General features: G+C 72.3%; 29 protein-coding genes. 12 read left to right on the top strand and 17 right to left on the bottom strand.

From position 1 onward, the window contains the following. Window positions 1-46: 46 nt before the first annotated feature. Both tatB and tatC read left to right on the top strand, forming a co-directional pair. Window positions 47-568, top strand: coding sequence for a twin-arginine translocase subunit TatB (gene tatB / locus KA217_07945; protein ID MBP7712379.1), 522 nt, complete (start codon window positions 47-49; stop codon window positions 566-568). Continuing rightward, window positions 540-1532 carry a twin-arginine translocase subunit TatC gene (gene tatC, locus KA217_07940; protein ID MBP7712378.1) on the top strand — a complete coding sequence of 331 codons (993 nt, stop codon included), beginning with the start codon at window positions 540-542 and terminating at the stop codon, window positions 1530-1532. Before tatB ends, tatC begins: the two co-directional genes overlap by 29 nt. Window positions 1533-1548: 16 nt before the next feature. Here tatC and KA217_07935 read toward each other — a convergent pair whose 3' ends face one another. The 8 genes from KA217_07935 to radC form a co-directional block, all read right to left on the bottom strand. After that, window positions 1549-2550 carry a hypothetical protein gene (locus KA217_07935; GenBank protein ID MBP7712377.1) on the bottom strand — a complete coding sequence of 334 codons (1002 nt, stop codon included), beginning with the start codon at window positions 2548-2550 and terminating at the stop codon, window positions 1549-1551. A 2-nt stretch (window positions 2551-2552) separates the two neighbouring features. After that, entirely contained in the window at window positions 2553-3941 is a 1389-nt protein-coding gene (locus tag KA217_07930) for a Gldg family protein (GenBank protein MBP7712376.1), read from the bottom strand. Between the two features lie 28 nt (window positions 3942-3969). Then, window positions 3970-4725, bottom strand: a complete 756-nt coding sequence (locus KA217_07925; GenBank protein ID MBP7712375.1) for an ABC transporter permease subunit — start codon at window positions 4723-4725, stop codon at window positions 3970-3972. After that, window positions 4722-5723, bottom strand: coding sequence for an ATP-binding cassette domain-containing protein (locus tag KA217_07920; GenBank protein MBP7712374.1), 1002 nt, complete (start codon window positions 5721-5723; stop codon window positions 4722-4724). Before KA217_07920 ends, KA217_07925 begins: the two co-directional genes overlap by 4 nt. Continuing rightward, window positions 5720-6202: an NUDIX hydrolase gene (locus KA217_07915; GenBank protein MBP7712373.1), complete on the bottom strand. Its 483-nt coding sequence runs from the start codon at window positions 6200-6202 to the stop codon at window positions 5720-5722. Before KA217_07915 ends, KA217_07920 begins: the two co-directional genes overlap by 4 nt. 70 nt (window positions 6203-6272) lie before the next feature. Beyond that, window positions 6273-6428 carry a 50S ribosomal protein L33 gene (rpmG, locus tag KA217_07910; protein MBP7712372.1) on the bottom strand — a complete coding sequence of 52 codons (156 nt, stop codon included), beginning with the start codon at window positions 6426-6428 and terminating at the stop codon, window positions 6273-6275. Between the two features lie 10 nt (window positions 6429-6438). Then, entirely contained in the window at window positions 6439-6675 is a 237-nt protein-coding gene (gene rpmB / locus KA217_07905; GenBank protein ID MBP7712371.1) for a 50S ribosomal protein L28, read from the bottom strand. Between the two features lie 173 nt (window positions 6676-6848). Then, window positions 6849-7523 (bottom strand): DNA repair protein RadC, encoded by a 675-nt coding sequence (gene radC, locus KA217_07900; GenBank protein ID MBP7712370.1) that lies wholly within the window; start codon window positions 7521-7523, stop codon window positions 6849-6851. Window positions 7524-7631: 108 nt separating this feature from the next. Between radC and coaBC the strand changes: the two genes are divergently transcribed. From coaBC to KA217_07870, 6 genes are all read left to right on the top strand, one after another. Further along, a complete protein-coding gene (gene coaBC / locus KA217_07895; protein MBP7712369.1) occupies window positions 7632-8840 on the top strand; it encodes a bifunctional phosphopantothenoylcysteine decarboxylase/phosphopantothenate--cysteine ligase CoaBC in 1209 nt (402 codons plus the stop codon). Next, window positions 8821-9276, top strand: coding sequence for a dUTP diphosphatase (gene dut / locus KA217_07890; protein MBP7712368.1), 456 nt, complete (start codon window positions 8821-8823; stop codon window positions 9274-9276). Before coaBC ends, dut begins: the two co-directional genes overlap by 20 nt. Before the next feature lie 1050 nt (window positions 9277-10326). Then, entirely contained in the window at window positions 10327-11700 is a 1374-nt protein-coding gene (locus tag KA217_07885) for a phosphomannomutase/phosphoglucomutase (protein ID MBP7712367.1), read from the top strand. Between the two features lie 25 nt (window positions 11701-11725). Then, window positions 11726-12637 carry an acetylglutamate kinase gene (gene argB, locus KA217_07880; protein MBP7712366.1) on the top strand — a complete coding sequence of 304 codons (912 nt, stop codon included), beginning with the start codon at window positions 11726-11728 and terminating at the stop codon, window positions 12635-12637. Further along, the gene (slmA, locus tag KA217_07875) at window positions 12637-13239 is read left to right on the top strand and encodes a nucleoid occlusion factor SlmA (protein ID MBP7712365.1); all 603 of its coding nucleotides are present in this window, start codon (window positions 12637-12639) and stop codon (window positions 13237-13239) included. Before argB ends, slmA begins: the two co-directional genes overlap by 1 nt. After that, the gene (locus KA217_07870) at window positions 13236-13727 is read left to right on the top strand and encodes a M48 family metallopeptidase (protein MBP7712364.1); all 492 of its coding nucleotides are present in this window, start codon (window positions 13236-13238) and stop codon (window positions 13725-13727) included. Before slmA ends, KA217_07870 begins: the two co-directional genes overlap by 4 nt. A 17-nt stretch (window positions 13728-13744) precedes the next feature. Here the strand turns inward: KA217_07870 and KA217_07865 are convergent, their stop codons facing one another. Both KA217_07865 and KA217_07860 read right to left on the bottom strand, forming a co-directional pair. Next, complete coding sequence (locus tag KA217_07865) at window positions 13745-14407, bottom strand: hypothetical protein (GenBank protein ID MBP7712363.1); 663 nt, start codon at window positions 14405-14407, stop codon at window positions 13745-13747. A 104-nt stretch (window positions 14408-14511) separates the two neighbouring features. Then, on the bottom strand, window positions 14512-15204 hold the full coding sequence (locus KA217_07860; protein MBP7712362.1) for a sulfite exporter TauE/SafE family protein: 693 nt from the start codon (window positions 15202-15204) through the stop codon (window positions 14512-14514). Window positions 15205-15419: 215 nt separating this feature from the next. Here KA217_07860 and pyrE point away from each other — a divergent pair, with 215 nt between their 5' ends. Next, complete coding sequence (gene pyrE, locus KA217_07855; GenBank protein ID MBP7712361.1) at window positions 15420-16061, top strand: orotate phosphoribosyltransferase; 642 nt, start codon at window positions 15420-15422, stop codon at window positions 16059-16061. Window positions 16062-16093: 32 nt separating this feature from the next. Here the strand turns inward: pyrE and KA217_07850 are convergent, their stop codons facing one another. The 4 genes from KA217_07850 to KA217_07835 are packed head-to-tail and all read right to left on the bottom strand — an operon-like array spanning window position 16094 to window position 18523. Next, window positions 16094-16399, bottom strand: a complete 306-nt coding sequence (locus KA217_07850; protein MBP7712360.1) for a YggU family protein — start codon at window positions 16397-16399, stop codon at window positions 16094-16096. After that, a complete protein-coding gene (locus KA217_07845; GenBank protein MBP7712359.1) occupies window positions 16396-16971 on the bottom strand; it encodes a YggT family protein in 576 nt (191 codons plus the stop codon). Before KA217_07845 ends, KA217_07850 begins: the two co-directional genes overlap by 4 nt. Then, window positions 16968-17798: a pyrroline-5-carboxylate reductase gene (locus tag KA217_07840; GenBank protein ID MBP7712358.1), complete on the bottom strand. Its 831-nt coding sequence runs from the start codon at window positions 17796-17798 to the stop codon at window positions 16968-16970. The genes KA217_07845 and KA217_07840 overlap by 4 nt, the downstream gene beginning before the upstream one ends. 44 nt (window positions 17799-17842) lie before the next feature. Continuing rightward, window positions 17843-18523, bottom strand: coding sequence for a YggS family pyridoxal phosphate-dependent enzyme (locus KA217_07835; GenBank protein ID MBP7712357.1), 681 nt, complete (start codon window positions 18521-18523; stop codon window positions 17843-17845). Between the two features lie 164 nt (window positions 18524-18687). Here KA217_07835 and KA217_07830 point away from each other — a divergent pair, with 164 nt between their 5' ends. The 3 genes from KA217_07830 (at window position 18688) to KA217_07820 (ending at window position 22067) form a co-directional block, all read left to right on the top strand. Further along, a complete protein-coding gene (locus KA217_07830) occupies window positions 18688-19722 on the top strand; it encodes a type IV pilus twitching motility protein PilT (protein ID MBP7712356.1) in 1035 nt (344 codons plus the stop codon). A 13-nt stretch (window positions 19723-19735) separates the two neighbouring features. Next, complete coding sequence (locus KA217_07825; GenBank protein MBP7712355.1) at window positions 19736-20932, top strand: PilT/PilU family type 4a pilus ATPase; 1197 nt, start codon at window positions 19736-19738, stop codon at window positions 20930-20932. A gap of 76 nt (window positions 20933-21008) precedes the next feature. After that, the gene (locus tag KA217_07820) at window positions 21009-22067 is read left to right on the top strand and encodes a PilT/PilU family type 4a pilus ATPase (protein ID MBP7712354.1); all 1059 of its coding nucleotides are present in this window, start codon (window positions 21009-21011) and stop codon (window positions 22065-22067) included. Window positions 22068-22129: 62 nt separating this feature from the next. Here KA217_07820 and KA217_07815 read toward each other — a convergent pair whose 3' ends face one another. Genes KA217_07815 through KA217_07805 form a run of 3 tightly spaced genes read right to left on the bottom strand, consistent with a single transcriptional unit; the run spans window position 22130 to window position 25317 of the window. Then, complete coding sequence (locus tag KA217_07815; protein MBP7712353.1) at window positions 22130-23002, bottom strand: dihydroorotate dehydrogenase electron transfer subunit; 873 nt, start codon at window positions 23000-23002, stop codon at window positions 22130-22132. A gap of 42 nt (window positions 23003-23044) precedes the next feature. Then, a complete protein-coding gene (locus KA217_07810) occupies window positions 23045-24337 on the bottom strand; it encodes a dihydroorotase (protein ID MBP7712352.1) in 1293 nt (430 codons plus the stop codon). After that, window positions 24337-25317: an aspartate carbamoyltransferase catalytic subunit gene (locus KA217_07805; GenBank protein MBP7712351.1), complete on the bottom strand. Its 981-nt coding sequence runs from the start codon at window positions 25315-25317 to the stop codon at window positions 24337-24339. The genes KA217_07810 and KA217_07805 overlap by 1 nt, the downstream gene beginning before the upstream one ends. Between the last annotated feature and the right edge of the window lie 23 nt (window positions 25318-25340).

Raw genomic sequence — 25340 nt, 5'->3', positions numbered from 1 at the left:
CGGGCGGCCCCTGGGGCCACCTCTCCTGCTCATCGGGTAACGCCTCGTGTTCGAAGTAGGCTTCTGGGAGCTCGTCCTGGTGGGGGTCGTGGCCCTGGTCGTCGTGGGGCCGGAACGGCTCCCCGAGCTCGCCCGCACCGCGGGGCGCTGGCTCGGCGCCGCGCGGCGCATGGCGAGCACCTTCAAGTCCGACCTCGAGCGGGAGATGCGCGCCGGCGAGCTGAAGAAGATGCTGGACCAACGGCCCGAGTTCCGCGGGGCCTACGACGTCCTGGAGCAGACGAAGAAGGAGCTCCAGGCGACCGCCGACAAGCTGAACGCCTCGGTCGACATCCCCACCATCTCCCTGCCCGAGACGGACGCTGCGGGAACAACGCCGGCGGCCCCGGCGATCCCCGGCCCGGCGGCTGCCGCCGAGCCATCCCCGACACTCCCCGCGCCGCCTGCCCTGGCCGACGAGCAGCCTGCTCCGGCACCCGTACCGGCGCCCAGTGACACCGGGGAGAGCCCAACCCAGTCCCCCACCCAGTCCGCCGCCGATGGCCCCGACGGACCCGCCCGCGCCTGACCAGACCGTCGGCGAGATGCCGTTCCTGGGGCACCTGCTGGAGCTCCGGGACCGGCTGCTGCGGATGGTCCTCGCCGTGCTCGGCGGGGTGGTCATCCTGTTGCCGTTCGCGAACCGCCTCTATTCCTATCTCGCCGAGCCGCTGCTCCGGCACATGCCGGCCGGCGCGACGATGATCGCGACCGAGGTCGCCTCACCCTTCCTGGCCCCGTTCAAGCTCGCCCTGGTCGCCGCCGTGTTCCTGGCGATGCCGGTGATCCTCTACCAGGCCTGGGCCTTCATCGCACCGGGCCTCTACCAGAAGGAGCGCCGCTTCGCCCTGCCGCTCCTGGTCAGCAGCATCCTGCTCTTCTACCTGGGGATGGCCTTCGCCTACTACGTGGTCTTCCCGATCATCTTCGGCTTCTTCACCGCGACCGCCCCCGAGGGGGTCACGGTGATGACCGACATCAGCAAGTACCTGGACTTCGTCCTGACCCTCTTCTTCGCGTTCGGGGTCGCGTTCGAGGTCCCGATCGCGGTGCTCCTGCTGATCTGGACCGGGTTCACCACCGTGGAGACCCTGACCCGGATCCGCCCCTACTTCATCGTCGGGGCCTTCGTCGTCGGCATGGTCATCACGCCGCCGGACGTCTTCTCCCAGACCTTCGTGGCCCTGCCCATGGTGGTGCTGTTCGAGGCGGGGATCTTCCTGGCGCGCGTCACCGCCCGGGCACAGGCGAAGCGGGAAGCGGAAGCAGAGGCCAGGGCGGGGGCGCACCCCGTCTCCCGCATCCCGGCGATCACCGGGCCTGCGACTGGCGCCGAGAGCGAGACCACGGACACGGGCGAGGGCACCGGCACGAGCAGCGGGCCGGGCGAGCCGCCGGTCGTCGAAGACGACATCGAGTCGGAGCTCGACCAGGCGATCGCCGAGGAGACCGCGCTCAACCGACAGCCCCCGAGACCTGCCGACCCAGCGTGAAGCGGGACCCGGCGTTTCAGCGGGGTCTCGCGCTCTCCTCCGCCCTCTCCCTCGCCTCGTCGGGCCCTCCTGGACCTTCGCCCGGGACACCAGAGCCGCCCTCGGAGCCACCGGGGCTTTCCCCGGGGCCCTCCGGACCTTCGGCACCGTCGATCACGGCGGCATCCCCCGGCGGTGCGGGCGCGCGCAGGCGCAGCAGGCGGTCCCCCGACTCCACAGGGAGGTGGTACTGGACCCCGGCATCGGGGCGCGCCAGCACCAGGGCGTGGGGGGTCTCACTCACCAGGAAGCGCAGCGGCGCCTCCTTCCCCTTCAGCGTGACGGCGGCGGGGCGTCCGGCCCCGGGGGGCTCGAGGGCACGCACGGTGATGGCCTGGGCCGTGCGCCAGGCGTCCACCAGCCCCTGGACCGCGTCGGCGCCGGCCTCGGGGTGCTCCGGCTCCGCCACCCAGCGTCCCTCCTGAAGGCGCAGCGTCAGCTCCGGAACCTCGATGGCGACGGGCTCGGGCTCGGGGCCGAGGGGCCCCAGGTGGACGAAGCCCGGGGCACCGGAGACGGTCGGGTGATAGAACCGGTCGGTGACGAGGTGCACCCGGTCCCCGACCCGCAGGTACCGCCGGCCGCTCAGCGACTCGGTGTCCCCGAAGTCCAGGCGCAGGTCGTCGAGGACGAGCGAGGCCCGCGGCGGATCGAGGCCGAAGCGGGCGAGCTCCAGGTCCTGCGCCGCGTAACTGCGCTCCGTCGCGGCCCCCAGCACCTCGAGCAGGGTCTGGATGCGGAAGCCGTTGGCCGGGAGGGACAGGGGCTCGAGCATGAGCCAGCCGCCCTCGCGCTTCTCCAGGACGACTGCCGTCTGCCCCGGGCGCTCGATGCGCAGCCGGGCGACCGACTCTGGGGCCCGGTCGGTGAGCGTGGGCACCGGGGGCGGTGTCTCGATGCCGGGCTGCAGGAACACGAGTGCGGCGAGGGCCGCCACAGCACCCAGCAGCAGGAGGTTCAGGGCGGCCCGGCGCGACACGTTCAGCGCCTCCGTCGGCGGTACCAGATCACGAAGCCGGCCGCCGCGAGCCCGAGGGGCAGCACGGCGAGGAACGCGAGGCCGATGGCCGCCACCGCGACCTCGGAGAGGACCAGCTGGGTGTCCGGCGAGGTCCGCGCGGGGATGGCGATGAGCTCGTCGTCGCTCGAGAGCCAGTTGATCAGGTTGAGCCCCAGGTCGAGGTTGCCGCCGTTCCCGAGGAACGCATTCGAGAGGAAGTCACCGTCGCCCAGGACCACCACCCGCTGGGTCGCGCTGGACTGCGCCACCGCCCCCGGCGAGGCGTCGGCAGACTGCGCCGACTCCCGGGACCGGGTGAGCGCGATGCCCACGTCGAGCGGCCCCTCCACGTCCTTGCCGGGATCGAGGCGGACCTCGCCGGCGAGCTCGCCCGTCTCTGACCAGGCGCGCCCCGCCGTCGTCAGCAGGGGCTCGGACTGCCAGGGGGCAACCGGGCGGGCCGTCAGGCCGGCCGCCATCGGGAACACCGTCACCAGGTCGAACTGCTCGGTCACCGCGTGCAACGGGTACTGGGTGACCAGGGTCATCGCGGGGTTGTCGATCCCGAAGAGCTGGGTGGTGGGGTCCACGATGGTCCCCGGCTGCAGCTCGACCCCGAGCTGCTGGGCCAGGGCCTCGAGGCCCTGCAGACCACCCGGGTCCGCGAGCCACAGCAGGTTGCCGCCGTGCTCGAGGTAGCCGAGCAGGAGCACGGCCTCGCCCGGCAGCAGCTTCACCTGGGGACCCGCGATCACGAGCACGCTGGTGTGCTCGGGCACCGCACCGGTCTCGGCCAGGTGGACCGTCTCCACCTTGAGGCCCCGCTGCTCCAGCTGACGGGCCCAGTCCCGCAGGTCGTGGTTGGCCTGGCCGCTGGGGTCGCGCTCCCCGTGGCCAGTGAGGAAAACCACGTGGCGGTCGCCGCCCCGGGCCACCCGCTGCAGGGCGTTGGTGAGGGCCTGCTCGGAGAGCGTCTGCACGTGCTCCTTGCGCCTCCCGAGCTCCACCACCAGCTCGCCGTCCACCGCGATCCCGAGCTCGCGCACCCGGTCGGGGGCGGTGTCGGGGTTCACGAAGGAGAGCGTGAGGTCCCGCTTGTGGCGCCGGTAGCGGTCGACGAGGTCCCGGACGCGGCCCCGGAGCACCTCGTCCTCGCGCGCGTAGGCGGTGATGGCGACCGGCCCCTCCAGGCGCCCGAGGAGGGCCTGGCTCGCCTCGGACAGGGTGTTGCGCCCGCTCACCGTCCAGTCCCGCTGGACGTGGTAGCGGGTGCTCAGGAAGGCCAGCAGGCCGATCGCGCCGAGGAACAGGCCGTAGAAGACCAGGTTCTCCAGCCTCAGGCGAAGACGGGACTTGCGGGTCACGCGCATGGGCGGTGCACCCCTCGCGGTCGGTAGCTCACGGTTGCAGCCGGTCGGCGTCCAGGCGCCGCACGGTCAGGGCCAGGAAGGCAAAGGTGAAGAGCAGGTAGTACGCCACGTCCCGGGTGTCGAAGACGCCCCGCAGGAGCGAGTCGTAGTGCGTCAGCAGGGACAGGTAGCCGAGCAGGGCGCTCTGCGTCTCCGTGCCGCCGCTGCCGGCCCAGTCCAGGATCCAGAGCAGGAGCAGGAAGCCGAAGGTGGCGATGGCGGCGACGGTCGGCTGGTCGGTGACGGAGGACAGGAAGAGCCCCGCGGCGGCGAAGCTCGCGACCACCAGGAGCAGCCCGAGCAGGCCAGAGGCGAACAGGCCGGGGTCCAGGCTCCCCCCGGCGAGCAGCGAGAGCGGCATCAGCCCGACGAGCCCCAGCACCACCAGCAGGAACCCCATCAGCCCCAGGTACTTGCCGAGCACGATCTCGGTCATCGAGACGGGCGCGGAGAGCAGGAGCACCACCGTGCGGGTCCGGCGCTCCTCGCTCAGCAGGCGCATGGTGAGGAGCGGGACGACGAGCAGCAGGACGACGGCGGCGGTGCGAAAGAGCGGCGCCGCGACGATCTCCGTCAGGCCCGGCGCGCCCTCGATGGCGGCCAGCCGCCCCTGCCACTGCAGGAAGACCTCCACCTGAATGAGGAAGACGTAGCCGAGGACCAGCTGGATCGCCGCGAGGATGGCCCAGGCCAGGGGGGACAGGAACAGCCCGCGGAGCTCGCGGGCGGCGATGGCGCCGATCATGGGGCGCCCTCCCGCACCGGGGCAACGGCCGCGTTCACGCCGCGCCCTCCCGCCGCAGGGGCGTGGGCGCCGTCCTCACCGCAGGTCAGCTGCACGAAAACCTCCTCGAGCGAGCGCCGCTGGGGCGCGAGCTCCACCAGCCCCCAGCCGTTCGCGACCGCGCGGGCCACCAGGGACTGCGTGGGGTCCTCCCCCTCGCGAAAGCGCAGCGTCACCCGCCCCCCCTCCCCCACCTCGGCCTCGAGCACGCCCGGCAGGTCCAGCAGCTCCGCCTCCGCCGGTGGGCGGCGAAGGGTCGCCCGCAGGGCCGGCTCCGCGAGCCCGAGCGCCAGCCGGTCGACCCGCTCGTCGAGCACGAGGCGGCCCTGGTGGATGATGAGGACCCGGTCGCAGACGCTCTGGACCTCGGGCAGGACGTGGGTGGAAAGGATGACGCTGTGCTCCCCCCCCAGCTCGCGGATGAGGGCGCGGATCTCCCGGATCTGGATCGGGTCGAGGCCCACCGTGGGCTCGTCGAGAATCACCACCGCGGGCGAGTGAATCACCGCCTGGGCGATCCCGACGCGCTGCTGGTAGCCCTTGGACAGGTTGCCGATGAGCCGCCGGCCCACGTCGGTCAGCCCGCAGCGCGCCTTGACACGCTCGCGCACCTCGGCGACCCGGCCCCGCGGCACCCGGTGCAGCCGGGCGCAGTAGCCGAGGTACTCGTCGACCGTGAGCTCCCGGTAGAGCGGCGGCTGCTCGGGCAGATAGCCGACCTGGGCCTTGGCCTTCAGGGGCTCGTCCAGGATGTCGACCCCGTCGACCAGGACCAGCCCCGCGCTCGGCGCCAGGGCGCCGGCGATGATCTGCATGGTCGTGGACTTGCCTGCGCCGTTCGGCCCGAGGAAGCCCAGAACCTCGCCGCGGCGGACCTGGAAGGTGACGCCGCCCACCGCCGGGCGCTCGCCGTAGTAGCGCTCCAGCCCCTCGACCCGGACCAGGATGTCGTCGCTCATGGGGTCGGTATTATTTCGGCCCGGGGCTTCCCTGCCAAGCCGGCAGAGCGCAGGGGCGCAGGACGCCCGGTCTCCCGGTAGACCCGATAGTCCTGCAGGATGAGTCCGTGGTCGAAGGCGAGCTCGGAGGGCGGCCGGTCGATGGCGAAGGCCTCGGCCAGCGCCGCGTCGTCGGCCGCCACCGGGTCGCCCGTCGCGCTCCCCACGTAGACCGCGCTCACCGTGTGCCCGCGGGGGTCGCGCAGGGGGTCCGAGTAGCAGCCGAGCAGGGCCTCGAGCCGCACCTCCAGTCCCGTCTCCTCGCGGGCCTCGCGCACCGCGGCCTGCTCGAGGGTCTCCCCGAGGTCGACGAAGCCCCCCGGTAAGGCCCAGCCCGGGGGCGGGTTCCTGCGGCGGACGAGGACGACCGGACGGTCAGGCCGGTCCCGGAGCTCGATCACCACGTCGACGGTCACGGCGGGCGTGCGGGGGGCGGGCATGGGGTTCCTCCAGGGCGCCCAACAAAAAACCCGCTCGAAGCGGGCTTCTTGTGTCTCGGACCACCAGTGCCTACTTGATCTTCGCCTCTTTGTAGGCCACGTGCTTGCGCACGACGGGGTCGAACTTCTTCATCTCCAACTTGTCGGGGGTGGTCTTCTTGTTCTTGGTCGTCGTGTAGAAGTGCCCCGTTCCGGCGCTGGACACGAGCTTGATCTTGTCGCGCATGGCTGGACCCTCAGACCTTCTCGCCGCGCTTGCGCAGGTCGGCGAGGACCTCGTCGATACCGCGCTTGTCGATCAGCCGAAGGCCGGAACGGCTGAGGCGCAGCTTGACCCACCGCTTCTCGCTCTCGACCCAGAACCGGTGGGTGTGCAGGTTCGGGAGGAAGCGCCGGCGGGTCCGATTGTTCGCGTGGGAGACGTTGTTTCCCGCCGTGGGGCCCTTGCCGGTGACCTGGCAGACTCTCGACATGACCATTTCCTCTTGGGGGGGCCGCCATCACGGCCTACCGGGAGCCGCGTTTTATACCACCGGCCCGGCGGGTGTTCAACCTCGTCGAGCAAGGGCCGGGCCCGGCGGCGGTGAGGGCGCCCCCGCGGCGGCGGCCCGGACCGCGAACGCGAACGCGAACGCGAACGCGAAGCCTACAGCAGCCCGCGCTCCGCGAAGGAGGCCACCTCCCCGTCTCCGACCACCAGATGGTCGAGGACCCGGACGTCGACCAGCGCGAGGGCGTCCCGCAGGCGCCGGGTCACGAGCTCGTCCGCCCGGCTCGGCTCGGCGACCCCCGAGGGGTGATTGTGGGCGAGGATGAGGGCCGCGGCGTTGTGGGCCAGCGCGCGGCGCACCACCTCCCGGGGGTGCACGGTCGCCCCGTCGATGGTGCCGAAGAACAGCTCCTCGAAGACGATCACCCGATGGCGGTTGTCGAGGAACAGGCAGGCGAAGACCTCGCGCGGCTGGTGGCGCAGGCGCCGGGTCACGAACCGCCGGGCGTCCTCGGGACTCGCCAGGGCGTCACCCCGGGCGAGACGGGCCTCGAGGTGGCGCTGCCCCACCTCGAGCGCCGCGCGCAGCAGCGCGTACTTGGCCCGGCCGACCCCGGGGCGCGCGCAGAGCTCGCTGGCCTCGGCCTCGAGCAGGCCCCGCAGACCCCCGAGGTCGGCGAGGAGCTCCCGTGCCAGGTCGACGGCGGTCTTGCCCCGCACCCCGGTGTGCAGGAACAGCGCCAGCAGTTCCGCGTCCGAGAGCGCGGCCGGCCCGCGCTCGAGCAGCTTCTCCCGGGGCCTCTCCCCTTCCGGCCAATCCGTGATGGGCACGGGGACCTCCCGTCCGTGGCGGTTTGCCCTCAAGCCTCGGCCAGGAGCGCACCCGGCGCCATCGTCGATTCCCTCCCTCTGCGCAGGAACGTTTAGACTAGCGTCAGCATGGTTTCCCTCGGCGGCCAGCGCATCCTGCTCGGAGTGACCGGCGGCATCGCCGCGTACAAGGCCGCCGCGCTCGTGCGCGCGCTGAAGAAGGCCGGCGCCGACGTCCAGGTGGTGATGACGGACGCGGCCCGCGCCTTCGTCACCCCCCTCACCTTCCAGGCCCTCAGCGGCCGCCCGGTCCGCCACGCGCTGCTGGACCCGGCGGAGGAATCCGGCCTGGACCACATCGGTCTCGCCCGCTGGGCCGAGCTGGTGCTGGTCGCGCCGGCGACCGCGGACTTCCTCGCCCGGCTCGGCGCGGGCCTGGCCGGCGACCTGCTGTCCACCCTGTGCCTCGCCACGACGGCGCCCATCGCCGTGGCCCCCGCGATGAACCACCGGATGTGGGAGGCCCCGGCCACGCGCGCCAACGTCGAGGTTCTGCGCGGGCGCGGCGTTCACGTGCTCGGCCCCGCCGAGGGAGACCAGGCCTGCGGGGAGAGCGGGGCCGGGCGCATGCTGGAGCCGGAGGCGATCGCCGCCTGGGTCGCCGACCGCCAGGCCCCGCGCCCGCTTGCCGGGCGCACGGTCCTCGTCACCGCGGGACCCACGAGGGAGCCGCTCGACCCGGTGCGTTACTTGTCCAACCGCAGCTCGGGGAAGATGGGCTACGCCATCGCCGCAGCCGCGGCGCGGGCCGGCGCCCGCGTCGTCCTGGTGAGCGGCCCGGTGGGGCTCGCCGCCCCCGAGGGGACCGAGCGGGTGAGCGTGGAGACGGCGCAGGAGATGCTGCGCGCCGTCCAGGCCCACGCGGGCGGGGCCGACGTCTTCGTCGCGGCAGCCGCGGTCGCCGACTACCGCCCCCGCGAGCCCTCCCCCCAGAAGGTCAAGCGCAGCGCAGCGCCCCTCACCCTGACGCTCGAGCCCGCGCCCGACGTGCTGGGCTGGGTGGCCGGGCTGCCCCGGCGCCCTTTCCTGGTGGGCTTCGCGGCCGAGACCGAGGAGCTGGAGGCCAACGCCCGGCACAAGCTCGAGCGCAAGGGGCTCGACCTCATCGCGGCCAACCGGGTCGGCGTGCCCGGGTCCGGCTTCGACGCCGACGAGAACGAGCTCGACGTCTACTGGGAGGGCGGGGCCCGGCGGCTCGGCCGGGCCCCCAAGACGGTGCTCGGCCGGGAGCTCGTGGCGCTCATCGGGGAACGGCTCGGTGCCCAGGGTCGCACTTAAGCTCGTCGACCCCCGCCTGGGGCGCGAATTTCCCCTGCCGGAGTACGCGACGGACGGCTCCGCGGGGGTCGACCTGCGTGCCTGCCTGGACGCGCCCCTGACGATCGCGCCCGGAGAGACCCACCTGATCTCCACCGGACTCGCGGTCCACATCGGTGACCCAGGCGTCGCCGCCGTCGTCCTGCCGCGCTCGGGCCTCGGACACCGCCACGGCATCGTGCTCGGGAACCTGGTGGGCCTGATTGACTCGGATTATCAGGGACAAGTATACGTCTCGTGCTGGAACCGCGGCCGCGAGGCCTACTCGATCCAGCCCGGCGAGCGCATCGCGCAGCTCGTCTTCCTGCCGGTGCTGCGGGTGGACTTCGAGGTCGTCGAGGGCTTCGAGCCCAGCCAGCGCGGCGAGGGGGGGTTCGGCTCCTCCGGACGGGGCTAGGACCGCACGATGGAGAGACCGCCGGCGCCGGGAGGTGCCATGGACAGCCCACTTTCCAGACCGAGAGCGCGGCACGGCGCGCTGAGCACCACCCGGGCCGCGCTCCTGTTCCTCGCTGCCGGCTGCCTGGCCGTCGCCCCCGGGGCCGCCCGTGCCGATGCCGGGGCCGAGAAGAAGGCGACCGAGTTGGCCGCCTGGCTCGGGGGAGCCCTCACCGGAGAGCTCGGGCCGCTGCGCGCGGCCGTCGAGCGCGAGGCGACGGCACCCCTGGCAGGGCCCGACGCGACGGCCACGAGGGCCGCGGAGCAGCGCCTGGCGAAGAGCCACCCGGACGTCCTGCGGGTCTGGCTGCTGCCGCGCGGCCACAGCCAGCCCGACTACGACAGTCAGCCTCCGCTCACCTACGCCTCGCTGAGCCTCCTGCGCCGGTCGGAGGCGGAGGGCAAGGCCCCTGCGCTCGAGGGCCAGCTCCTCGGCAGCGAGCAGGAACAGCTCGTCTACGTGGTGCGCCTCAGCGGGGCCGACGGGGCGCTCACCGGCCACGCCCTCTTCAGCCTGCGCCCCGTCTGGGTCCAGCGCCTGCTGGACACGGCACCCTGGACCGGCGGCTCGGTGGAGGTCATCCAGCCGGTGGACCGGGCCGCCCCGGTCGTCGTGGCGCGGCGGGGGAACCCCTCCACGGCGCCCGCGCTGGCCCGGGAGATCCCGGGCACCGCCTGGCGGGTTGCCTACCGCGTCCCGGGGGCCGTCCGCGCCCCGGAGACGGGGGAGTCCGGCGCGACGGGGCCCTGGGTCTGGGTGGCGGGGGCCGTTGCCCTGTCGCTGTTAACGGGGGCCGTCATCGCCTGGGAGGTCCGCCGGCGCCGGCTGGCGCAAGCCGCGGAGCAGGCGCACCTGGAGCCCGCCGACACCGGCGCGCCATTCGAGGCGGACCGGCCGTCCTCGCAGCACCAGCCCGAGGGACCGCCCCCGCTCCTCACCGTGGAGGAAATCTCCTCCGCGGAGCGGCTCGAACCGCAGACCCCGCCCGGCCCCACGGAGAAGAAGGGCCTGCCGGACGCCTCGATCTTCCTCGCCTACGACATCCGCGGGGTGGTCGGTGACACCCTCGACGCCGCCGCGGCGAGGGCCATCGGCCGGGCCGTCGGGAGCGAGGCCTACGACCGCGGTCAGCAGGCCCTCGTGGTGGGGCGCGACGGCCGGGCCTCGAGCTTCGAGCTCGCGCAGGCCCTGATCGAGGGACTGGTGGAGAGCGGGCGCGACGTCATCGACGTGGGCCAGGTCCCGACCCCGGTCCTGTACTTCGCCGCCGAGTACCTGGACACCCACAGCGGGGTGATGGTGACCGGCAGCCACAACCCGCCCGCCTACAACGGCTTCAAGGTCGTGCTCGGCGACGAGACCCTCGCCGGTCCGGCGGTCGCGGCCCTGCGCCAGCGGCTCGAGGCGGGCGACCTGGTCACGGGCGTCGGCTCCGTGCAGTCCCTCGAGATGGACGCGGAGTACATCCGCCGGGTGACCGAGGACATCCCCGCGGCGCTCGGCGGCGCCTACCGGGTGGCGGTCGACGGGGCGGGCGGGGTCGCCGGGGAGCTGGCTGCGCGGCTCTACCGGGCGCTCGGGCACGACGTCGTCGAGGTGCGCTGCCAGGTGGACGGGGCGCTCCCGTACGGCGCGCCCGACCCGACCCAGCCGGAGAACCTGGGGGAGCTCGTCCGCGTCGTGCGCGAGAGCCGGGCGGACCTCGGGATCGCCTTCGACGGAGACGGCGACCGGCTGGTCGTGGTCGACGGGCAGGGCTCGGTCGTGTGGCCGGACCGCCTGCTCATGCTCTACGCCTTCGACGTGCTCTCCCGCAACCCCGGCGCGCCCGTGGTCTACGACGTCAAGTCGAGCGCGCGCCTGGGCAAGGTCATCGCCAAGCTCGGCGGCAAGCCGGTCGTCTGCAGGTCCGGGCACGCGTACATGAAGGCCAAGATGCGCGAGACCGGCGCTCCCCTCGGCGGCGAGCTGAGCGGGCACGTCTACATCCGGGACCGCTGGTACGGCTTCGACGACGCCCTCTACGCCGGCGCGCGCCTGATGGAGATCCTGCGGGGACGCGGCGCGCCCCCCGCCGCCGTGTTCGCCAAGCTGCCCACCGGGTCGGCGACCCCGGAGTTGCGGGTCCCCATGAGCCCCCGCGCGGCCCTCGAGCTGCTCTCCCGGCTCAGGGGCGACGCCTTCGAGGGGGCCCGGCTCACCACCCTGGACGGCCTGCGGGCCGACTGGCCCGACGGCTGGGGCCTGGTGCGGGCCTCCAACACCACGCCGGCCCTGGTGCTGCGCTTCGAGGGCGACGACGACGCGGCCCTGCGGCGCATCCAGGGCCGCTTCGCGGCCGCGCTGCGGGCGGTCGACCCGGAGCTGCAGCTGCCCTTCTGATCCGACCACAGGACGGAGCCACCCCATGTCCCTCAGCCAGGCCGACGCGATGCAGATCGCCCGGGTCCTCACCGAGGCCCTGCCCTACATCCAGCGCTTCACCGGCAAGACCATCGTCATCAAGTACGGCGGCAACGCCATGGTCGACGAGGCCCTGAAGAGCGGTTTCGCCCGGGACGTGGTGCTGATGAAGCTGGTGGGCATCAACCCCGTCGTGGTCCACGGGGGCGGTCCGCAGATCGGACAGCTGCTCGCACGCATCGGCAAGCAGAGCCAGTTCGTCGACGGGATGCGCGTCACCGACAGCGAGACCATGGACGTGGTGGAGATGGTCCTCGGCGGGCTGGTGAACAAGGAGATCGTGAGCCTCATCAACCGCCACGGCGGGGCGGCGGTGGGGCTCACCGGCAAGGACGGCGGGCTCATCCACGCCCGCAAGCTGCGGGTCACCCGCAAGACCCCCGAGATGCAGGCACCCGAGATCATCGACATCGGGCACGTGGGCGAGGTCGCGAGCATCGACACGGCCGTGGTGGACATGCTGGTGCGGGGGAACTTCATCCCGGTGATCGCGCCCATCGGGGTCGGCGAGGAGGGGCACGCCTACAACATCAACGCCGACCTCGTGGCGGGCAAGCTCGCCGAGACCCTGAGCGCGGAGAAGCTCATCCTGCTCACGAACACGCGGGGCGTGCTCGACGCCGAGGGCAACGTGCTGACCGGCCTCGACGGTCCCCAGGTGGACGCCCTCATCGCCGAGGGCACCATCTCGGGCGGCATGCTGCCCAAGGTGCGCTGCGCGCTCGAGGCCATCCGCGCGGGCGTGCGCGCCGCCCATATCATCGACGGGCGGGTCGAGCACGCCGTGCTGCTCGAAATCTTCACCCACGAAGGCGTCGGCACCATCATCCGCGGGTCCCGGGGGCCCGCCGGGTGATCCTCGAGGGGCACCCGGAAGGGCACCCGCCCCGGCGCCAGCAGATCCTCGAGGCGCTCGCCCGGGAGCTGGAGACGAGCCCGGGCGACCGCATCACCACCGCACGCCTCGCCGCCGTGGTGGGTGTCTCGGAGGCGGCACTGTACCGGCACTTTGCGAGCAAGGCCAAGATGTTCGAGGCCCTGATCGCCTTCGCCGAGGACTCGGTGTTCAGCCTGGTCACGCGGATCCTGGCCGAGGAGCCGGACCCGAAGGCCCGTTGCGACCGCGTGCTCCGCCTCGTGCTGGGCTTCTCCGAGCGCAACCCCGGGATCACCCGGGTCCTGCTCGGCGACGCCCTGGTGGGCGAGCACGAGCGCCTGCAGCAGCGCTCGGTGCAGTTCTTCAACCGGATCGAGACCCAGGTGAAGCAGGTCCTGCGCGAGGCGGAGGCCGCGACGGGGAGACGTTGGCCCGCGCCGGTGCCCGCGGTCGCGGGGCTGCTCGTGGCGGTCGTGGAGGGCCGCCTGGTCCAGTTCGCGCGCAGCCGCTTCCAGCGCTCGCCCCTCGAGACCTGGGACGATCAGTGGCGCGTGCTCTCCACGGCGCTCTTTCCCCCGTGAGCCGCACCCCCCTGGTCGACGGGGCCCCGCTGCCGCTGCTCGACGAGACGCTGACCCTGCGGGTGAGGACGGGGGCGCGGACCGTGGTGCGCCGCGCAGGCGCCGAGCTCCAACTCTCGGCGCCGGACGCCGGCGAGACGACGCTGCGGGCCGCCCTCGAGCACTGGCTGCGGGGCGAGGCGCGCCGGGAGCTGCCGGCCCGGCTGGCGGCCATCGGACAGCCCCTCGGCCTGCGGCCATCCCGGGTCGTCGTCCGCGGCCAGCGCACGCGCTGGGGCAGCTGCTCGAGCCTCGGGACCATCAGCCTGAACTGGCGGCTGCTGCTGGTGCCCTCCGCCCTGGTGGACTACGTGCTGCTCCACGAGCTCTGCCACCTGCGCCACCTGAACCACTCGCGCGCCTTCTGGGGGCTGGTGGCGGCCCACATGCCGGACTGGGCCGTGCGCAGGGCGCGCCTGCGCGCCCTGCAGGGGAGGCTCGCCCTGTAGGGCCCGCGGTGGCCCCCCTAGGGGTCGCCCGGCTTGACGGCGCCGCTCTTCAGGGCCCGGAAGCGCTGCACGTCGGATTCGAACTTCGACCGGATCTCGCCCTGCTCGCGCCGCTGGTCCGCGACGAACTGGCGGTGGTCGGCGATCTGGCGGTCTACCTGGAGCAGGTCCTCGCGCAGACTGGCGGACATCGACTTGCCGGCCCGCTCCTCCAGGGCCGCCTGCTCCTGCAGCTGGTGATGATTCTTCTCGAGGTCGGCGATGCGCCCCTCCAGGAGACGAACCCGGGACTCCATCACCGCAAGCTTGCCGTCACGGGTGAGCACCAGGTCCTCCTCCGTGGTGAAGGTGTGCAGCAAGACCCGGTCCTGGGCCGCCCGCTCGGAGGCACGCTGGCGGTCCGCCTGCTCGGCCTCGGCGCGCTGGCGCTCGGCCGCCACCTCTTCGGGGGTCTTCGCGCCCTCCACCTCCCGGACCGTGCCGGCGCGCGTGACCTGCGAGTGGCCGCCCTGGGTGTACTCGGGGGGCACCACGTTGCCGCACTCCCGCAGGCCGTCCTTGTTGACCCAGCACTTGATGGCGGGGCCGGGGGCGCGGGGGCCCGCGGCGACGACGGGCAGGCCCAGGCAGACCATCACCGAGAGGCCGATCCAGCGGGCCCACGCAGGCGTCCGATTCATGGGAGGATCCTCACACGCGTGACCTCAGTTAGTCGGCAGGCCCCTTAGTCGGCAGGCCCCGGCGTCCTTTGAGCCTGCCCCGCCCCGGGCGGTCCCCTTCCCCGTCAGAGGCCCGCGAGGCCCCGCCAGAGTTGCACCACCCCAAAAGCCGCCACCAGCGCCCCGGCCAAGGCGCGCACCGCAGGACGCTGGAGGAGCGGCGTGAGCCGCGCCGCCGCAGCCCCCAGGGCGAGCAGCGTCGGCAGCGTGCCCAGGCCGAAGCTCGCCATCAGGAGCGCGCCCCCGGCCGCCGAGCCGGCGGAGAGCGCCCACACCAGCACGCTGTAGACCAGGCCGCAGGGGAGCCAGCCCCAGACCACCCCGAGCAGCCAGGCGTCCCGGGCCGAGCGCACGGGCACCAGCCGCCGCCCGAGGGGTTGCAGCCGCCGCCAGAGGTGGCTCCCGGCCTGCTCCAGACGGGCGAGGCCCTGCCACCACCCCGCGAGGTACAGGCCGAGTACGACCATGAACGCCCCGGCCAGCACCGAGAGCGCCGCCTCGGCGAGCTTGAGCCCCCCCAGACCGGAGACCGCCGCCGCCCCGAGGGCCCCGAAAGCGGCACCGGCCAGGACGTAACTCGTGATCCGCCCGGCGTTGTAGGCGAGCAGGTACGGCAGCGTCCGCCCCAGGGACGCCCGGCGCTCGGGCGGAAGCGTGAACGCGAGCGCCCCGACGACCCCGCCGCACATGCCCACGCAATGCACGCCGCCCAGGAGGCCCACGAGGGCGGCGGAGATCAATTGCAGGGGCTCGGGCATCGGGGACTCAGGGCTGGCGTGCCGGGTGGGGTGCTGGCTCGGGTGCTGGCTCGGGTACGGGCAACGGTTCGGGGCAGTGCCTCGGGGGCACGGGGTACCAGTCTAGCGGTTCGACCCGCCTCGGCCCAACGGGCCCGTTCCGGCGCCCGGCGCCGCGCGGGACCGCCCGCGGGCACATCGGCTAGACTCCCGCGGTCACCACCCCCGAGGTCGCGATGAAGAGCTACCAGAGCGCGTTCGTCGAGCTCGCCCTGCGCCGCGAGGTGCTGCGGTTCGGGCGATTCACCCTGAAGTCGGGGCGCGAGAGCCCCTACTTCTTCAACACCGGTCTGTTCAACACCGGCGCGGCCCTGGCGCAGCTCGGCCGGGCCTATGCCCAGGCGGTCGTCGACTGGGGCATCGGGTTCGACATGCTGTTCGGCCCCGCCTACAAGGGCATCCCCCTGGTCGCGGCCACCGCGGTGGCGCTCGCCGAGCAGCACGAGCGCGACGTGCCCTTCGCCTTCAACCGCAAGGAGGCGAAAGACCACGGCGAGGGCGGCCGGGTGGTCGGCGCCCCGCTGTCCGGGCGCGTGCTGGTCCTGGACGACGTCATCTCCGCGGGCACCTCCGTGCGGGAATCGGTCGACCTGATCGAGTCGTCCGGGGCGCGCGTCGCCGGTGTCTGCATCGCCCTCGACCGGCAGGAGCGAGGCACCGGCCCGCAGTCGGCGGTCGCCGAGGTCGAGCAGCGCTTCGGCATCCCCGTGCGCAGCATCGTGGCGCTGGACCAGCTGATCACGTGGCTGGAGGGTCAGCCCGGCATGAGCCAGGTCCTCGCGGACGTCCGGGCCTACCGGGAGCGGTACGGGACCTGAGGCGGCGCGGCGGGGCACCTTCCCCCAGCGCCCTAGCCGGGGAGGCAGGGCTCCGGGAGCCAGGGGGGGCGGCGGCGGGGGCCGGTGACGCGCACCCGCTTCTCCCGGCCCGCGTGCCCGGCGATGACCTCGACCCGGGAGGCCGGGACCCCGAACTCTTCGGCGAGGAACCTCGTCAGGTGGGCGTTGGCCGCGCCCTCGACGGGCGGCGCGGTGATCCGCACCTTCAGGCGGTCACCGAGGGGGGGCATCACCTCGTCCCGGCTCGCCCGCGGCTGGACGCGCAGCGCCAGCACGAGGGCCCCGCCCTCGTGCCGGCACCAGGCAGGAACCGTCACAGCAGGGAGCGGCCCAGGTCGCGGACCGGGGCCACCACGAGCAGGGAGGCGAGCTGCAGGACGACCAGGATGAGGATGGGCGACAGGTCCCAGCCCGAGACGGGCGGCAGGATGCGCCGCGTCACCCGGTTGAGCGGGGCGTTCAGGTCACGGATGAGCCCGACCGCCGGGTTGTAGGTGTTCGGCGCCACCCAACTGAGGAGCACCTGGACCAGGACCGACACCATGAAGACGCTGATGGCCAGGTCGACCAGGTCCGCGACGGCCAGGACCAGGGCCGCCGCGGGGCCCGCCCCCACCCCCTGGATGCCCAGCACGACCCAGCGCTCCAGGAACTTGAGCGCGAGCATCAGCACCAGCGCCGCCAGGTCCACGCCCCCGAGCCCCGGGACGAAGCGCCGCAGGAAGCGCAGCGGCGGGTTGGTGAGCTGCACCACGAACTGCGAGACCGGGTTGTAGAAGTCCGCGCGCACCCACTGGAACAGGAAGCGCAGCATCACCACCAGGATGTAGAGGTCGAAGACGGTGGTGACGAGGAACGCCAGGGCGTCCGTCAGGTAGGAGTCCCTCACCGGTCCGCCCCCAGGCTCTCACCGAGCTCCGCCGACCGCGCCCGGGCGGCCGCGACCGCCTCCCGGAAGGCGGCCCGCACGCCGGCGGCCTCCAGGCGCGCCACGGCGCGCTCCGTGGTGCCCCCGGGAGAGGTCACCCGCGCCCGCAGGGTGGCCGGGTCCTCGCTCGACTCGATCGCCATGCGGGCCGCGCCGAGCGCGGTCTCGAGCGTCAGCAGCCGGGCCGTCTCCCGCTCCAGCCCGAGGCTCACCCCCGCCTCCTCCAGCATCTCCATCACCAGGAAGAAGTAGGCGGGCCCGCTCCCGGAGAGCGCCGTCACGACGTCCATCAGGGCCTCGTCCTCGACCCACAGGGTCATGCCCACGGCGCGCAGGACCGACTCGGCGAGGTCGCGCTGGGCGGGGCTGACGAAGGGGTTGGCGAAGAGTGCGGTCGCCCCGCTGCGCACCAGCGCGGGCGTGTTGGGCATGGTGCGCACGACCGGCGCGTCGTAGCCGAGCCAGCGGCGGATGTCAGGCTCGCGCACACCCGCGGCGATGGAGATGACGAGCGCCCCCTGCTCCCGCAGCCGGGGCCCGAGCGCGGCCGTCACCGCGCGCAGCACCTGGGGCTTGACCGCCAGCACCACCACGGAGGCCCCCGCGACCGCGTCCCCGTTGTCGCTGAGGACGTCGATAGGGTAGCGCCCCGTCAGCTCCGCGCGCCGCTCGGCCCGCGGCTCCGCGACGCGGATGTCCGATGGCGGCCACCCTCCGGCGGCCAACCCCCCGACTAGGCTGGCGGCCATGTTGCCGCCACCGATGAACGCGATGACCTGCCTGCTCATGGCGCCCTCCCGCGCGAGTGCGCGAGCATAGCACGGAGTCCGGCTCACCTCGGACCGAAGATCGCCGTGCCCACCCGCACCAGGGTCGCGCCCTCGGCCACCGCCGCCTCCAGGTCGCCGCTCATGCCCATGGACAGGGTGTCGAGCGGGAGGCCCTCGCCCCGGAGCCCCTCGAAGAGCTCCCGCAGGCGCCGGAACGCCCGGCGCTGGAGCTCGAAGTCCTCCTCGGGCGCGGGCACGGCCATCAGCCCCCGCAGGCGCAGCCGCGGGAGTGCAGCCACCGTGCGCGCCAGCGCCGGCAGCTCGCCCGGCGCCACCCCGGACTTGCTCTCCTCCCCGCTCACGTTCACCTCCACGCAAACCTGGAGGGGAGGCAGCCCCGCGGGGCGATGCTCCGCCAGCCGCCGGGCGACCTTCTCCCGGTCCACGCTGTGGACCCACGCGAAGCGCTCGGCGATGGGGCGGGTCTTGTTGGACTGGACCGGGCCGATGAAATGCCACTCGATCGCCAGGTCCCCGAGGGATGCCATCTTCCCGAGGGCCTCGCTCACGTAGTTCTCGCCGAAGGCCCGCTGCCCCTCGACGAAGGCCGCCCGGAGGTCCTCCGGGGGGCGGGTCTTGCTGACCGCGAGGAGCGCCACCGAGCCGGGCACGCGCCCGAAGCGCTCCTCCGCCGCCCGGACCCGTGTGTGCACCGCCTGCAACGCCGCTGCTACGTCCTGCATCACGCCACCTCCCAGGGCCCCAGCGCCCGGAATCGACCCGCCGCGGGCCCGGGCGCAAGACCCTGCCCGCGGACCGTTGGGACTATACTTCGACCGCGCCTGGCCGATACCGTCCTTCGGTTGCGCCTGCCGGCGCGAGGCCCGCAACGGGGTGTCGACTGTCCATGGATATCGGTGAGCTGCTCGCATTTTCGGTGAAGAACGGGGCCTCGGACCTGCACCTGTCGGCCGGCCTGCCCCCCATGATCCGCGTCGACGGGGACATCCGCCGCATCAACGTCCCGGCCCTCGAGCACAAAGTCGTGCACGACCTCGTGTACGACATCATGAACGACAAGCAGCGCAAGGACTACGAGGAGTTCCTGGAGACGGACTTCTCCTTCGAGATCCCGGGGCTCGCCCGCTTCCGCGTCAACGCATTCAACCAGAACCGCGGTTCGGCCGCGGTCTTCCGCACGATTCCGTCGAAGATCCTGACCCTCGAGGACCTGAACGCCCCCTCGATCTTCAAGCAGATCTCCGACAACCCCCGGGGCGTCGTGCTCGTCACCGGCCCCACCGGCTCCGGCAAGTCGACCACGCTCGCGGCGATGATCGACTACAAGAACAACTCGGAGTACGGGCACATCCTCACCATCGAGGACCCGATCGAGTTCGTGCACGAGAGCAAGAAGTGCCTCATCAACCAGCGTGAGGTGCACCGCGACACGCTCGGCTTCAACGAAGCGCTGCGCTCGGCCCTGCGCGAGGACCCGGACATCGTCCTGGTGGGCGAGATGCGCGACCTGGAGACCATCCGGCTCGCGCTCACCGCGGCGGAAACCGGCCACCTGGTCTTCGGAACCCTGCACACCAGCTCCGCGGCCAAGACCATCGACCGCATCGTCGACGTGTTCCCTGCGGCCGAGAAGGACATGATCCGGGCGATGCTGTCGGAGTCCCTGCGCGCGGTCATCTCCCAGACGCTGCTGAAGAAGATCGGCGGGGGTCGCATCGCGGCCCACGAGATCATGATCGGCACGCCGGCCATCCGGAACCTCATCCGCGAGAACAAGATTGCCCAGATGTACTCGGCGATCCAGACCGGCCAGCAGTTCGGGATGCAGACCCTCGACCAGAACCTGCAGGAGCTCTCGCGCAAGGGTCTGGTGAGCCGCGAAGAGGCGCGCAAGCGCGCGGCCAACAAAGACAACTTCTGAGACCGAGGCGCCCATGGAACGCGACCAGGCAATCAAGTTCATGCTGGACCTGCTCCGGCTCATGGTCCAGAAGCAGGGCTCCGATCTCTTCATCACCGAGGGCTTCCCCCCCGCGATCAAGGTGCACGGCAAGGTGCAGCCGGTCTCGAAGAAGCCCCTCACGGCGGAGAACACCCGCACGATGGCGCACGCCATCATGAACGACCGCCAGCTGAAGGAGTTCGAGGCGACCAAGGAGTCCAACTTCGCCATCGCCCCCCAGGGGATCGGGCGCTTCCGCGTCAACGCCATGGTGCAGCGCGGGTCCGCCGGGCTGGTGCTGCGCACCATCGAGACCACGCCGCCGACGTTCGAGAAGTTCGGCCTGCCCGAAATCCTGAAGGACATCGTGATGACGAAGCGCGGCCTCGTCATCATGGTCGGCGGAACCGGCACCGGCAAGTCGACCAGCCTCGCGGCGATGATCGACTACCGCAACGAGAACTCCCACGGCCACATCATCACCATCGAGGATCCGATCGAGTTCGTGCACCCGCACCGCAACTGCATCGTCACGCAGCGCGAGGTGGGGGTGGACACGGAAGACTGGGGCATCGCGCTCAAGAACACCCTGCGTCAGGCGCCGGACGTCATCCTGCTTGGCGAGATCCGGGACCGCCGGACCATGGAGTTCGCCATCCAGTTCGCCGAGACCGGGCACTTGGCCATGGCGACCCTGCACGCCAACAGCGCCAACCAGGCGCTGGACCGCATCATCAACTTCTTCCCGGACGAGCGCCGGGCCCAGCTCCTGATGGACCTCTCGCTCAACCTGAAGGCCGTCGTGTCCCAGCGCCTCCTGCGCACGGTGGACGGCCAGGGCCGCGTCGCCGCCTTCGAGATCATGCTGAACACCCCGCTCATCTCGGACCTGATCCTGAAGGGCGAGATCCACGAGCTGAAGGCAATCATGCAGCGCTCGAAGGAGCTCGGCATGCAGACGTTCGACATGGCCCTCTTCGACCTCTACGAGGCGGACAAGATCACGCTGGAAGAGGCGCTGCGCAACGCCGACTCCGCGAACGAGCTGCGCCTGCGGATCAAGCTCGAGGGCAAGGAGGCCAAGGGGCGGGACATGCTCGGCGAGCTGGGCAGCCTCTCCCTCGAGGTGAAGACCGAGGAGAGCGGCATCATCCACCAGCGCTCCGCGGCCTCGCGGACGCTCCTCTGAGGACGCACTGCAGGCGCCGGGCCGGGCCGGGCCGCGCGGGACACCCCCCGCGGCCTGAGCGGGGCGCACATTTCCCATGGACATCACACCCTATCTCAAGCTGATGGTCGAGAAGAGCGCCTCGGACGTGTTCTTCTCCGCAGGCGCTCCGGTCAAGATCAAGATCGAGGGCCAGTCCCGCCCGGTCGGCAAGACGGTCCTGTCCGGAGAGATGACCCGGGCCGCGGCCTACGGGATCATGACCGACGCACAGATCCAGGACTTCGAGCGCGAGCTCGAGTGCGACTTCGCCATCTCCCTCCCGGACGGCTCGGCCCGCTATCGCGTGAACGTGTTCCGCCAGCGCGGGGAGGTCTCGATGGTGCTGCGGTTGGTCCCGTCGAAGATCCCGACGATCGAGGAGCTGAAGCTGCCGCCCGTGCTCGGCGACATCGTCATGCACAAGCGCGGCCTGATCCTCATGGTGGGGGCCACCGGATCGGGCAAGTCGACCACCCTCGCCGCGATGCTGGACCAGCGCAACGCCAGCCAGTCCTGCCACATCCTCACGATCGAGGACCCCATCGAGTTCGTGCACTCGAACAAGCAGGCCATCGTCAACCAGCGTGAGATCGGCGTCGACACCCTCTCCTACCGCAGCGCCCTGCGCAGCTCCCTGCGGGAGGCGCCCGACGTGATCCTCGTCGGCGAGATCCGCGACCAGCCCACCATGGAAGCGGCCCTCGAGCTGTGCAACACGGGGCACCTGGCGCTCTCGACGCTTCACGCGAACAACGCCCACCAGGCGATGGAGCGCGTGATCAATCTGTTCCCCCAGTCCCTGCACAAGCAGCTGTTCATGGACCTCTCCCTCAACCTGCGCGCGGTGATCTCCCAGCGCCTGGTGATGGGGGTCGACAACCGGCGGGTGGCGGCGATCGAGGTGATGATCAACACGCCGCACATTGCCGAACTGATCCTCAAGGGCAACATCGACGAGCTGCGCGAGGCGATGGCCGCGAGCGGGGCCAAGGGGATGCAGACCTTCGACGAGTCGCTCTTCCGCCTGTACCGGGAGGGGCGGATCTCGCTCGAGGAGGCGCTGAACAACGCCGACTCGCGCGCGAACCTCGAGGCGAAGATCAACTTCGGATAGCCTGCAGGGCACGGGCCATCGGCGTGCACGCTGCACGTCGGCGTGCGGTCCCGGACAGGGCCTCAGCCGAAGACCACCCGGGCGTCGAAGACGGGGCCGTCGACACAGACCCGCTTCATCGCGGGGCCTTCGGGTGTCTCGATGCGCACGACGCAGCCGGCGCAGGCGCCCACCCCACAGGCCATGTACTCCTCCAGCGAGACTTGGCAGGGCAGGCCGTGCTCCCGGGCGAGGCGCGCAGCCGCCACGAGCATGGGGTGGGGGCCGCAGGCGAAGACCTCGACCTCCGTGCGCTCCGCAGGCGTGAGGGCTTCGATCCAGGACCGGGCAATCTCGGTGACGTAACCGCGGTGGCAGCCGGGGTAGCCCTGCAGGCTCGCGAGACGGCTCGCAACCCCGATGGCCTCGAGTTCGCCCAGGGCCTCCTGGATCTGCGGGGCGACGCCGGGGACCGGCAGGCGCGAGGCGACGGTCGCGAAGGGGAACGGCACCTCGGAGCCCATCAGCACCAGGGGACGGACGCCTGGCGAGGCCTCTGCCCGCAACTGCGTGGCGAGGAACAGCATCGGTGGGATACCCACCCCTCCGCCCAGCATCAGGGGGCGGGGGCGCCCCGGGTGCGGCGCGAAGGGCGTACCGATGGGCGCCATCAGGCTCAGCCGCTCACCGGGCTGGCGGCGCGCGAGGGCCGCGGTGCCCGTGCCCACGGCCTTGTAGAGGAACCCCAGGGTTCCCGCCTCGCGGTCGGCGGACAGGATCGAGATGGGGCGGCGCATCGCGATGCCGTCACCCACGGCGATGTGGGCGAACTGCCCGGGCCGGGCACGGCTCGCGGCGCGCGGGGCCCGCACCGTCAGCACGTACTGGCCACCCGGCCAGGCCGTGTGGGTCAGGACCTCCGCCGCCTCGACAGCGATGCTGGCGCGGTGGGTCATACGGGTGTCCGCCGGCGGGTCATGCAGGTACCCGGTGGATGCTCAGGTCCCGCGCACGCGGGGACGCTCGAAGACTGCGCGGCCGGCGAGCAGCGTGCAGACGACCCGGCCCTTCATCTCCCACCCGAGGAACGGGGTGTTGTGGCCCCGGCTGACGAGGGACTCCTCCGTCACCACCCACTGACCTTCCGGGTCGAAGACGCAGATGTCCGCGATCCGGCCGGGCGCCAGGGTGCCCCGGTCGAGACCCAGGATGCGGGCCGGCCCCGAGGTTACCGTCGCGAGGGCGCCGCTCAGGTCGGTGACCCCCTCCGCCACCAGCCTCAGCACCAGCGGGAGCAGGGTCTCGAGACCCGAGATCCCCACCTCGGTCGCGCCGAAGGGGTTCTGCTTGGCGTCCACTTCGTGCGGCTGGTGGTCGGAGGTGACGGCCCCGAGGGTCCCGCGGGCCACCCCCGCCCGCAGTCCCTCCCGGTCCGCCCCGGTGCGCAGCGGCGGGCAGACGTGGCAGCGGGCGTCGAAACCGGAGAGGTCCGCGTCGGTCAGGTACAGGTGGTGGACGCCCACGTCGGCGGTCACCGGCAGGCCGCGGGCCTGGGCCTCGGCGACCATCTGGACTCCCCGCGCGGTGGAGAGGTGCCCGAAGTGCGCCCGCACGCCGGTCGCCTCCACCAGGAGGAGATCCCGCGCCAGGGCGACGGTCTCGGCGCACTCCGGTGCCCCGGAAAGCCCGAGGCGGGTCGCCATGGCGCCGTCGTGGGCGTTGCGTCCCGCGGACAGCCAGGGGTCCTGGGGCTCGAGGAAGACGGTCAGGCCGAAGGTCGCCGCGTACTGCATCGCGAGCCGCATCACCTCGGTGCTCGTCACCGGCTGGCTGGCGTTGCCGACCCCGACGCACCCCGCCTTCTGCAGCCCGCCCATCTCCGCCAGGCGTTGCCCCCCCAACCCCTGGGTCAGCGCGCCCACCACCTCGACCCGGGCCATACCGGCGCGGGCCGCGCGCTGGTGGATCAATTCCACCACCGCGCGCGTGTCCACGACCGGCTCGGTGTCCGGCGGGCAGCAGAGCGTGGTGATCCCGCCCGCCGCCGCAGCGCGGGTCTCCTGGGCGATCGTGGTCTTGGTCTCCAGACCCGGCTCGCGCAGCCGCGCGCGCAGGTCGACCAGGCCAGGGCACACCACGAGACCCGCCGCATCGACGACCCGGTCGGCGGTAAATCCCTCCGGGAGTTCGCCGAGCCCCACCACCCGGCCCTTGGCCACGTGGAGGTCCGCCACGCGGTCGATGCCGCTCGCCGGGTCGACGACCCGGCCCCCGCGTACGGTCAGGCGCATCAGTGTCCCCCCCCCGCGGACCCCGCCGCGTGGCTCCCGAGGATGATGGACATCACCGCCATGCGGACCGCGATCCCGTACCCCACCTGCTGGAGGATGACGGAGCTCGGCCCGTCGGCCACGTCCGAGGCGATCTCCACCCCCCGGTTCAGGGGCCCCGGGTGCATCACCAGTGCGTCGGGGCGGGCGAGGGCCAGACGCTCGCGGGTCAGGCCGTAGAACCGGAAGTACTCGTGCTCGCTCGGCAGCAGCCCGCCCTGCATCCGCTCCTTCTGCAGACGCAGCATCACGATGACGTCTACGTCCTTCAGCCCCGACTGCATGTCGTGGAACACGCGCACCCCGAGGCCCTCCACCTGGGACGGAACGAGCGTGCGGGGCGCCACCACCCGGATCTCCGCCGCCCCCAGCGTGGTGAGGGCGTGGATCTCGGAGCGGGCGACGCGCGAGTGCAGGATGTCGCCGACGATGGCCACCCGCAGCCTGGAGAAGTCCCCGCGCAGCCGTCGGATGGTGAACATGTCCAGCAGCGCCTGGGTCGGGTGGGCGTGCGAGCCGTCGCCGGCGTTGAGCACGCTCACGTGGGGGGCGGCGTGCTGGGCGATGAAGTGGGCGGCGCCGCTCTCCGGGTGGCGCACCACGAACATGTCGCAGTGCATCGACTCCAGGTTGCGCAGGGTGTCGAGCAGGCTCTCGCCCTTGGTCGCCGAGGAGGCGGCGATGTTGATGTTCAGGAGGTCGGCGGAGAGCCGCTTGGCCGCGAGCTCGAAGGTCGTGCGGGTGCGCGTGCTCGGCTCGAAGAAGAGGTTGACGATGGTCTTCCCGCGCAGCAGGGGGACCTTCTTGACCGCCCGCTCCCCCACGCCGACGAAGGACTCGGCGGTGTCGAGGATCTGGGTCAGGATGGGCGCGGAGAGCCCCTCGGTGGAGAGGAAGTGCTTCAGCCGCCCGTTCTCGTCGACCTGTAGACTCGGCCGCATACTCTCCTCTCCCGGGGATACCA

The organism is Gammaproteobacteria bacterium (assembly GCA_017999615.1).
Classification (GTDB): Bacteria; Pseudomonadota; Gammaproteobacteria; order JAABTG01; family JAABTG01; genus JAGNLM01.
The sequence above is the reverse complement of the archived record's forward strand: the minus strand, read 5'-3'. Positions and strand labels throughout refer to the sequence as shown.